The 10284-nt window shown below is 66.6% G+C and carries 6 protein-coding genes; 4 read left to right on the top strand and 2 right to left on the bottom strand.

Features of this window, described 5'->3' with window-relative positions:
• Positions 1–270 precede the first annotated feature (270 nt).
• Positions 271–1161, bottom strand: a complete 891-nt coding sequence (locus ACFXN1_RS41375) for an alpha/beta fold hydrolase (RefSeq protein WP_379440835.1) — start codon at positions 1159–1161, stop codon at positions 271–273.
• Positions 1162–1812: 651 nt separating this feature from the next.
• Between ACFXN1_RS41375 and car the strand changes: the two genes are divergently transcribed.
• Positions 1813–5325 (top strand): carboxylic acid reductase, encoded by a 3513-nt coding sequence (gene car / locus ACFXN1_RS41370; RefSeq protein WP_379440833.1) that lies wholly within the window; start codon positions 1813–1815, stop codon positions 5323–5325.
• Positions 5326–5627: 302 nt separating this feature from the next.
• Here car and ACFXN1_RS41365 read toward each other — a convergent pair whose 3' ends face one another.
• Positions 5628–6083 carry a hypothetical protein gene (locus tag ACFXN1_RS41365; RefSeq protein ID WP_379440832.1) on the bottom strand — a complete coding sequence of 152 codons (456 nt, stop codon included), beginning with the start codon at positions 6081–6083 and terminating at the stop codon, positions 5628–5630.
• Between the two features lie 406 nt (positions 6084–6489).
• On the opposite strand from ACFXN1_RS41365, the gene ACFXN1_RS41360 reads away from it, so the two are divergent.
• From ACFXN1_RS41360 to ACFXN1_RS41350, 3 genes are read left to right on the top strand one after another with little or no spacing between them, the layout of a single operon-like run.
• Positions 6490–8385 (top strand): glycoside hydrolase family 9 protein, encoded by a 1896-nt coding sequence (locus tag ACFXN1_RS41360; RefSeq protein WP_379440830.1) that lies wholly within the window; start codon positions 6490–6492, stop codon positions 8383–8385.
• 25 nt (positions 8386–8410) lie between these two features.
• A complete protein-coding gene (locus ACFXN1_RS41355; protein ID WP_379440853.1) occupies positions 8411–8758 on the top strand; it encodes a hypothetical protein in 348 nt (115 codons plus the stop codon).
• Between the two features lie 4 nt (positions 8759–8762).
• A complete protein-coding gene (locus ACFXN1_RS41350; protein ID WP_379440829.1) occupies positions 8763–9455 on the top strand; it encodes a PAS and ANTAR domain-containing protein in 693 nt (230 codons plus the stop codon).
• Positions 9456–10284: the final 829 nt, after the last annotated feature.

Here is a 10284-nt window from a genome sequence, read left to right as displayed (position 1 = left end):
GGTCGAGACGGCGCCCCGGCGAAATCCGGTGTGGAATCAGCACCGCATAGGTTTGCCCGACCACGACGTCGCGGGCCCGCATGCACTCAGCCTGCACGTCCGCATCGGTGCTGGTCAAGCCACTGTCGTTGTTTTTCGCGCGAGTCCGGGACCCCGATGTTCGGGAGTCCTTGCGAGGAGGCGTGGGCTGGCCGGGTTCGTGCTGGCGGTCGCGTCAGCCGGATTGGTGGACGGCGCCACCCGCAACGCCGCCGACCATCCGGTTCTAGTTCAACCTTCGCCGTCGCGTTGCGGCGCCCATTCCCGGATCGCGGCGATGATCTGCTCGGGCGCGTCTTCCTGGATGTAGTGGCCCGCGCCCTCCAGGATGACGGTGCGATGCTGGGGAAAGACCCGCTCCCAGCGGCGACGCTCCGGTTCGCGGAACGCCACATCCTTTGTCGGCCACACCAGCAACGCGGGCTTGTCACCCAGGGCGGGCAGCCCTCGCTCGATCTCGGCGAGAAACGGTCGGCTGCCGAGGATTTCGCGAGGGAAGACGTGCATCGGACGCCTCGACTCGGACGTCGGGAACGGCCCGCGGTAGGCGTCCATCACCGACTCCGATAGCTTCCGGCGCCGGACACCGAGCGGTATGAGCCTCTCGACGAAGAAGTTTCGACGCAGAATCAGGTAGCTGCCGATCGGACCGCCCAGCGTCCGGGAGAACACCTGCGTTCCCAGATCCGATTTCGGCCAGGCCCAGGTATTGCCGATCACGAACGCGGCGAACCGATCCGGATGCCGCGTCGCGACCGCGAACCCGATCGGTCCGCCCCAATCCTGCACCATGAGCGTCACGCCCGACAGGTCGAGCTCGGTGACGAATCGCTCGACGACCCTCGCGTGCTCGGCGGGCGTGAAACCGTATTCAGGGCCCGGACGTGAGAGGCCGAACCCGGGGTAATCCAAAGCGATGCAGCGAAATTGGCCGCTGAGATTGGTGATCAACTCACGGTAGAGAAACGACCAGGTGGGGTTACCGTGCAGAAGTAGCAGGGGTGGACCGATGCCTTCGTCGACGTAATGGACGCGAGCGCCGGCCAGGTCGAGATAGCGGTGCTCGAAGGGGTATGTGTCTCGGGGCACCCAGGACGGAATTGCCGGTGTGTCTTCGGACATGTCGACCTCCTCGGGCGAAGCATACGGAGTAGCTGCTGCGGATCGCATTCGCGAAACACCTACCCGACCGGATTGACCACCATTGAACGGACTGCAAGCTAAAGACCCGCCGCGGCAAACAGGCTTTTATGACCGAAAGCGGCGGGTTCCCGACGAAGTAGCTTCAGTCCGGCTGAACCCACGGGAAACGGCCCAGGGATTGGAACAAAGTGCCACGACTCGACATCGCGGACTGCTGTCAAGAGCCATCGAAAAGACTTGTACGCCTATAGATTTGGCCGCCAACGGTCAACTATTCGCAGCTGAACGCAATTTCGAAAGACGCTGGCGGGCGGCGGATTCAGTGGGAGATCGTTGGGTCTCGTCCGGTCCGGGGTGCCCTCGTAAGCACGGAGCCTTGCGTAACTGACCCGCAGAGTACGTCGGCGAACCGCGCCTTGATGCTCGCGATGCCCAGGTGGCGGGCGGTGACGACCGAGTGCGGCGTCGCCACGTACCCGCGATTGCGTCGGTTACCACGAGCCCGCGATGTCGCCGCGTATTCACCCAGTCCACCGTGATCGTGGCGCGCGCCGGAGACACGGAACTACACTTCAAATTTGCCAGAGGTTTTCTAGTTGTAGTCCGTCGAACGACCCAGGGAGACCGGCCATGGCGACGCATACGTGGGAAACCGAACAGCAGCACCGCATCGACCAGGTCTTCACCGACCAGCAGGTGCGCGATGCCATGCCGTCGGAGGAGGTCATCGCCGCCGCCGCGCGGCCCGGCCTGCGACTGGCCCAGATGATCGACACCGTCGCGGCCGGGTATGCCGACAGGCCGGCCTTGGGCATGCGCGGTACCGAACTCGGCACCGACGCCGCCGGGCGCCGGGTCCGTCGGCTGTTGCCGCGCTTCGACACCATGACCTACCGAGAATTGTGGTCGCGGGTGGGCGCGCTGGCCGCCGCATGGCACCGAGACCCGCAGCATCCGGTGCGTGCCGGTGACTTCGTCGCGATCCTCGGGTTCACCAGCCCCGACTACATCACGGTCGACTTCGCCTGCACCCGGCAGGGCGCGGTATCGGTGCCACTGCAGGTGAGCGCGACGCCCGCGCAGTGGGCGGCGATCCTCGCCGAGACCTCCCCGCGGGTGCTCGCCAGCAGCCTGGAGATGCTCGACGGGGCCGTGGACGCGGTGCTCGCCGGGACCGCCGCCCCGCAGCAACTGCTGGTCTTCGACTACCACCCCGAGGACGACAGCGACCGTGCCGCCATGGAGGGCGCCCGTCACCGCCTGGCGCAGGCCGACAGTTCCATCGTGGTGGCCGAGCTGAACACCGTGCTCGACCGAGGCAGCAGCCTGTCTCCCGCTCCGTTGTTCGTGCCCGCCGCCGGCGACAATCCGCTGTCCATGCTCATCTATACCTCCGGCAGCACCGGCACCCCGAAGGGCGCGATGTATACCGAGGAGATGCTGGCCGCGATGTGGCGTACCCGCTACGGAGCCGATGGCATTTCGCTGCCCGCGATCGAGCTCAACTACATGCCACAGAGCCACCTGGCGGGGCGGATGCAGGTGGTCAGCACGCTGATGCGTGGTGGCACCGCGTATTTCACCGCCGGCAGCCACATGTCCACCCTGTTCGACGATTTCGCGCTGGTGCGGCCCACCGAGGTGTCCTTCGTGCCGCGGGTGTGCGATCTGGTGTTCCAGGAGTTCGTCAGCGAGGTGGAACAGCGCGTCGCGGACGGCGCCGACCGCACCACCGCCGAGCGTGAGGTGCGAATCGACCTGCGGGAGCGGCAGTTCGGTGGCCGCGTGCTGGCGATGAGTTGCGGGACCGCGCCGCTGTCCGCGGAGACGCGGGCCTTCATCGAGTCCGTGTTCGAACTGCCGCTGCACGACGGGTACGGTTCCACCGAGGCCGGAGGCATCATGCGGGACAACCACATTCACCGACCCCAGGTGCTGGACTACAAGCTCGCCGACGTGCCCGAACTCGGCTACCACCACGACGACCGGCCGCATCCGCGCGGCGAGTTGCTGGTGAAGACGAAGACGATGTTCCCCGGGTACTACAAGCGGCCCGAGCTCAGCGCGGAGATGTTCGACGCCGATGGCTTCTACCGCACCGGCGACATCATGGCCGAGATCAGCCCCGACGAACTGGTGTATGTGGACCGGCGGAACAACGTGCTGAAGCTCTCGCAGGGCGAATTCGTCGCCGTGTCCCAGCTGGAGGCCGTATACGCGATCAGCGCGCTGGTCCGGCAGATCTACGTGTACGGCTCCAGCGAGCGCGCCTACGTGCTCGCGGTGGTGGTGCCCACCGACGAGGCGCTGCATGCGCATCCGGACGATCTGAAGGCCGCCGTCCTGCAGTCGCTGCAGAAGATCGCGCAGAATGCCGGGCTGGCCTCCTACGAGATACCGCGCGACATCATCATCGAGACGCACCCGTTCACCCGCGCCGAAGGGCTACTGTCCGGCGTCGGAAAACTGTTGCGGCCCAAGCTGAAGCAACGCTACGGGGAGCGGCTGGAGGAGCTCTACCGGGAGCTGGAGCGGCAGCAGACCGACGAATTGACCGCGTTGCGAAGCGGGATCGGTGACCGACCGGTGCCGGAGATCGTGCACCGGGCGGTGCGGGCGCTACTGGGCTGCGCCGACGCCGATATCCGGCCCGACTCGCACTTCGGCGATCTCGGCGGCGATTCGCTGTCGGCACTGTCGCTGTCCAACCTGCTGCAGGAGATCTTCGGGATACAGGTGCCCGTCGGCGTGATCGTCAGTCCCGCGGTCGATCTGCAACAGCTGGCCGGATACATCGAGGAGGAGCGGGTTACCGCGGGGCGGCGCGCGACCGCGGTCTCGGTGCACGGCACCGGCGATCGGATCCGCGCCGCCGACCTCACACTGGAGAAGTTCATCGACGCCGGCACTCTCGAGGCCGTGCCCGCGCTGCCGGCGGCGGCCACGACGCCGCGGACCGTGCTGCTCACCGGCGCCAACGGATACCTGGGCCGGTTCCTGTGCCTGCGCTGGCTGGAGCGGCTGGACGCCGTCGACGGCGCCCTGATCTGCATCATCCGCGGCAAGGACGCGGACGCGGCGCGCGGGCGGCTGGACGCGGTGTTCGACTCGGGCGATCAGGCGCTGTTGCGGCACTACCAGGAGCTGGCCGAACGCCGGCTGCAGGTGCTACCCGGCGATATCGGTTACCCGAATCTCGGTCTGACGGAAAAGGATTGGCAGCGGCTGGCGGACACCGCCGACATGGTCGTGCATCCGGCCGCGCTGGTGAACCACGTGCTGCCCTACGACCAGCTGTTCGGCCCCAACGTCGTCGGCACCGCGGAGGTGATCCGGCTGGCCCTGACCGGCAGGCGCAAGCCGGTTACGTACCTGTCCTCGGTGGCGGTGGCCGGCCAGGTGCCGCCCGGAAGGTTCGCCGAGGACGGCGACATCCGCGAGATGAGCCCGGAGCGGGTACTCGACAACAGCTACGCCAACGGCTACGGCAACAGCAAGTGGGCCGGCGAGGTGTTGCTACGGGACGCGCAGGAGCGGTTCGGGCTGCCGGTGGCGGTGTTCCGCTCCGACATGATCCTCGCGCACAGCTATTACGCCGGGCAGCTCAACGTGACCGACATGTTCACCCGGCTGCTCCTCAGCATCCTGGTGACCGGCATGGCGCCGAAGTCGTTCTACCGCACCGACTCCGGCGGCCATCGGCAGCGGGCGCACTACGACGGCCTGCCCGCAGACTTCACCGCCGAAGCGATCGTCACCCTCGGCGGCCGCGCCACCAGCGGCTATCAGAGCTTCGACGTCCTGAACCCCTACGACGACGGCATATCCCTGGACCAGTTCGTCGACTGGCTCATCGACGAGGGCCACCCCATCCAGCGCTTCGACGACTACGGCGAATGGCTGTCCCGCTTCGAGAGCGCCCTGCTGGCCCTACCCCAGCAGCAACGCCAGCAATCCGTCCTCCCGCTGCTGGACGCCTACCGCACCCCCGCCGAACCCACCCGAGGCTCCGTCCTCCCCGCCGACCTCTTCCGCATCGCCGTGCAGCAGGCCGATCTCGGCCCCGACGCCGACATCCCCCACCTTTCCCCCGCCCTCGTCCACAAGTACGTCGACGACCTGCACCTGCTGAAGCTCCTCTGACCCCACCAGAGGACCGGGTCGGTCAGCGGTCCCATCGATGTGAATTCTGACCGGCCACCGGCGCCCTCGTTCGGGGCGGCAAATGCTGGCCCTGTGTGACGCATTCTGCCGCTCTATTCGTGCTTGTTTTGCCGCACGTAAGTACCACTGCAACAGGTTGATACAGACCTGACGTTCGTCGTCTTCGCCGAAACCATGCCAATCATCGGCCAGCGCGCTCGGGAGGCTCGGGGCTCCGGTATCAGGTCGATGCCCAGATATGGCGAGGACCTCGAGCACCGACACCGAGACCCGGGACGGGTTTATCGGAGGCCGTGGACCTCGGGCCAGGCTTGCAGCGGGTCGCGGGAATACCAGTGCCCGTCCCATTCGCGCCCTGCGTCGCAGGCGGCGTGGAAGTCCTCGTCGTCGGGCAGCTCGGGAAAATACGCGCTCACCACGGGCCTGTCGGTGTGGAAGCGGCGGGCCCGTTCCACGCACCGTGCGGCTTGTTCGGCCTGATGGGCCCGCTTCAGGATCCGCTCCTCATCGCCGTAACCGTCGTCGAGGGGATAGTGCAGCTGAAAGTAGAAGCGCGCGATCTCGGGGTTGCGGTCATAGACCCAGTGGATCCACGCCGGGACCGCCGGCATTGCCAGGGCCCGTTCGGCGAATCCGCTGCACGTGGTCGAACCCTCCGGGTCCCGCTGCGCGGCCTCGCTGATCCGGACCACCGCAGCACCGTCCATGGCCACCCGCTTACGCCGATTCCATTTCATAGCGAACGACTCTAAACAGCCATGGCGTGCACGAAGCGGTGCGACACTACTGCGACGCAACCGTGCGAACTCAACGGTGCGATCCTCGGCCTGTTTGTTCAGTTCCGAATCAGGAGCGCCAAGTACATCTGCTTGACGACTACCGCCGAGGTTGTGGCCGGGGATTCTGGGCTACTGGCTCGAGCGGCATGTCACCGGCAGTGCGAGCACCGGTACCGGTCTTGCCATCGTGTGCTGGGTGGCCGAGCTGCACGGTGGCACCGCCCGGCTTTCCCTGGCTCCCGGAGGCGGGGCATTGGTGGAGCTGTTGCTGCCAGAGCGCACGAGCCGCGTCTGGGTAGGATCGGCCGCCCTCGTCCAGGGCCCCTCACCTTAATCTCATGTAGTACCAGGCAGGGTGGAGCCCATGTCCGCCGTTTCACTTCGCCTCGCGTGGAGCCTGCATTCCACCGCACTCGTTGTCACCCTCGCAGTGGCAGCATGCGCCCTGCCCACCGATGCGGCCGCCCACGCCGGCCCACCCGCGATCCGGGTCGATCAGGTCGGCTACATCGTCGGGCAGGCAAAACAGGCGTTCGTCATGGGTTCGGAAACGGAACTGAGCCAAGCCGGCTACCGGTTGGTGGACGACCGGGGCACCATCGTGGCCACCGGCCAGGTCGGCGGGCGTACCGGCACCTGGAACAGCAAGTATCCGGCCGTCCACACCGTGGACCTGTCGGCTGTCGATACCCCGGGCAGCTACCGACTCGAGCTCACTGGCACGGTCTCCGGGCGCTCCCCACAGTTCCGCATTGCGCCCGCCAAGGATTTGCTCACCCCGCTCGTGGAGAACAACGTGCGCTTCTTCCAAACTCAGCGCGACGGTGCGGATGTCCTGCCCAATGTCCTGCACCGCAAGCCCTCACATCTGACCGACCGCCACGCAACGGTCTACGCCACCCCTCGGTACAACGAGGACGGCACCGAACTGCTCGACGAGAAGCTGACCCCGGTGGGTGGTCCAGTCGATGTCTCGGGCGGCTGGTCCGACGCTGGTGACTTCCTCAAGTTCACCCACACCACCGCCTACAGCACCGCCGATCTGCTGCTGGCCCTACGTGCTGCTCCGCACACCGCGGGCCTGGCCGAGGAGGTCGAGCAAGGCTTGGCCTGGCTGGACAAGATGTGGGACGGCAAGGGTGGCACTCTCTACGCCCAAGTCGGTATCGGTGCCGGCAACGACCGGATCCGTACCGACCACGACGTGTGGCGGCTGCCCGAGACCGATGACGAACTGGACGTGCAACCAGGTGACCCTGACTACCTGATCAAGAACCGGCCGGTCTTCCGGGCCAACGAGCCCGGCGCGCCGATCAGTCCTAACCTGGCCGGCCGTATGGCAGCGGTCTTCGCGCTCGCCGCGCAGAACAGCGCCAACAGCGATCCCTCCGCTGCCAAGTCCTGGCTGGACAAGGCCGCTGCCATCTACACCCGGGCCGACACCTCACCCGAGGGCGAACTGATCACTGCGTTCCCCCACAACTTCTACCCCGAGGACTCCTGGCAAGACGACATGGAGTTCGGGGCCACCGAAATGAGCCTGGCCGCCAAGGCATTAGGCGACGCACGAGCCGGCGACTGGCAGCAACAGGGCACCCGCTGGGCGAAGCAGTACATCGACTCCGACACCAAGGGCACTCTCGGCGTCGCCGACGTCAGCGCACTCGCCCACGCGGACCTGCTTACTGTCGTGAAGGCGGACAGCGAGAACGCCGCAGAGCTGCAAGGTGACCTGCGCCGGCAGTTGGACGACGGGGTGAGCCGGGCCACCGAGGACCCGTTCGCGGCAGGTGCGGTTTACACCGACTTCGACTCGGTACCACACGCTTTCGGCCTGGTCGCCACCGCACAGCTGTATGGGAAGGTCACCGGCGACCACCGCTACGACGAGTTCGGCGCGCAACAGCGTGGCTGGGCAATGGGCGCCAACTCTTGGGGCAGCACCTTCATGATCGGCGCAGGCGAGGTCTACCCGCACTGCCCGGAACACCAAGTGGCCAACCTGGGTGGCAGCCTCGACGGCACGGGCGAGATCCTGCGAGGCGCTGTGGTCAACGGGCCGAATGCCGCAGAAAAGCTCGACGAACTCAATACCTTCCCGACGATGAAGCGCTGTTCCTCGAATCCTGGTACGGCCTGGACCGACTTCGACGGGGGTAAGGCCCGCTTCCTCGACGACGTGGGCGCCTGGCAGACCGTGGAACCCTCGACCGACTTCACCTCTACCGCGATGCTGGCCTTCGCCCTGTCCCAGGGGTGAACCGAACCGCCATCGACGGCACACCATCCAAAATCGCTTCGACGGCCGCGGACTTCCGTGGACCCATAGACATCGCCCTTGTTGGTCCACAGGCGTTAGTCAAGAGAACGGCCCGGCTCCCGCCGACGACGACACCCGGTACGCCTACGAATGGAAGTACGACGGAATCCGTTGTCTGGCATGGATTTCCAACTCTGCGTGCCACATGGTCGGCCGTAACGGCAACTCCCTCAGCGCGGCCTTCCCTGAGATCTCTCACGCCCTGCTGTCGCTGGCGGCGGGGCGGGAGATGACCCTCGACGGTGAACTGGTGGCCCCGGACCGCGACGGGGTGCCGCCATGGCTCCCGCCAGGCCGGCGGGTGCGACACTGAGGACATGACCGAGGACGACGACGGTGCCGATGAGGCGGTGGCCTCGGTGGAGAAGGTGGTCGGCGCCGGCAACGCACTGCAAGCGGGCTGGTTCCGGTTCCAGTTCGCCGACCAACACTGGGAGTGGTCCGACGAGGTGGCCCGCATGCACGGCTATGCTCCCGGCGAAGTGACCCCGACCACGGAACTGCTTCTGTCGCACAAACATCCCGATGACCGCGACCGAGTGGAAGCGGCACTGGTCACCTCGGTGCGCGACCACGCCCCGTTCTCCAGCCGCCACCGCATCATCGACACCCACGGCACCGAGCACTACGTCGTGGTGGTGTCGGACTCGATCACCGACGACACCGGCGCCGTGGTCGGCACCGAGGGCTACTACATCGACCTGACCGACCGCGACGCCGCACAGACCCACGCAATCCTCGACGACCTGCTGCCGCAGATACTCGAACATCGGGTGGCGATCGAGCAGGCCAAAGGAGCGCTGATGCTCGTCTACGGCATCAGCGCCGAGCAAGCGTTCCGGGTACTGGTCTGGCGGTCACAGGAAACCAACATCCGCGTGCGTGATCTGGCGGCTCAACTGATCGGCGAAATCGCCACCATCCAGATATCACCGGCGACGCGCTCGCAATTTGATCACCTGCTGCTGACCCTGCACCACCAGCGCGACTCTGGACCCCACGGGCCGTAACGACCTCATCATCAGTCGGCCACGATTGGGCAGCGACCGGTTGAGAAGGCCGGCCTGTTGGTATGCGCTGTGTGTCGGCGCAGTGCACACAAGCCCCGACCGCTGAGCCGACACCAGGGTCGCGCCCCACGTGCACTACCGCGACGCTGGGGCGAGACCCGCCCGATCGGTACGTGGTCCACACCGGGTGCGCCAGGCTGCGCCCGCTGGGTTCGATCTCGGTGTAGACCCCCGGGAATCGGCTCGAACGTGGCCTGCTGTTGACCTTGAATGCCTACTATGGCGCAGGTCGGCCCCCTCCGTGGTGGCGCAGACCCCTCGGCATTGCCCCTGGGCCTTCGTGGCATTCCTCGCGCGCGGTCGACCTCGGCGTACACCGCCGCCGCGAGTTGTGAATCCAGCCCGCCCGGTGAGACCGGGCGCCGGGCCAGGGATTCGGAGGTGCGCCATGACAGCAACCCCACGCGAACCACGCGGTGACAGGCCCGCTCACCGGCCGGGAAAGCGGCATACGACCGCACCCGCCATCACCAGAGGTTCCGATGACGATGAGCCGGTGGTGCGCTGGCCGGAGCCGAGTCGGCTCGAATCATGGTGGCACGCCGTCATGCACCCCGCCGCCGAGCCACCCACACCCACATGACCAGAATCGGCTCGATCGGCAGACGGTAGTTCCCGGCACGGACAGTACGACCAATTCCACCAGCGGTACGGGATTCCGGAGCACCACGATGATGCGACCGTTCGGTATCTTTTGCGGGTAGCGTTCGGCGTATGGTGCGCCATCCGGCCGCATCTGGTCGGCGATGTCGCATACCGCGAACGCACC

Origin of the sequence: Nocardia sp. NPDC059154 (assembly GCF_042755705.1) — a bacterium.
GTDB lineage: Bacteria > Actinomycetota > Actinomycetes > Mycobacteriales > Mycobacteriaceae > Nocardia.
Note: the sequence above shows the minus strand (reverse complement) of the source record. Positions and strands in the feature narration are given on the sequence as shown.

Excerpts from the sequence above, each read along its gene's own strand:
- ACFXN1_RS41375 (WP_379440835.1), bottom strand. The coding sequence starts at position 1,161 with ATGTCCGAAGACACACCGGCAATTCCGTCCTGGGTGCCCCGAGACACA.
- car (WP_379440833.1), top strand. The coding sequence starts at position 1,813 with ATGGCGACGCATACGTGGGAAACCGAACAGCAGCACCGCATCGACCAG.
- ACFXN1_RS41365 (WP_379440832.1), bottom strand. The coding sequence starts at position 6,083 with ATGAAATGGAATCGGCGTAAGCGGGTGGCCATGGACGGTGCTGCGGTG.
- ACFXN1_RS41360 (WP_379440830.1), top strand. The coding sequence starts at position 6,490 with ATGTCCGCCGTTTCACTTCGCCTCGCGTGGAGCCTGCATTCCACCGCA.
- ACFXN1_RS41350 (WP_379440829.1), top strand. The coding sequence starts at position 8,763 with ATGACCGAGGACGACGACGGTGCCGATGAGGCGGTGGCCTCGGTGGAG.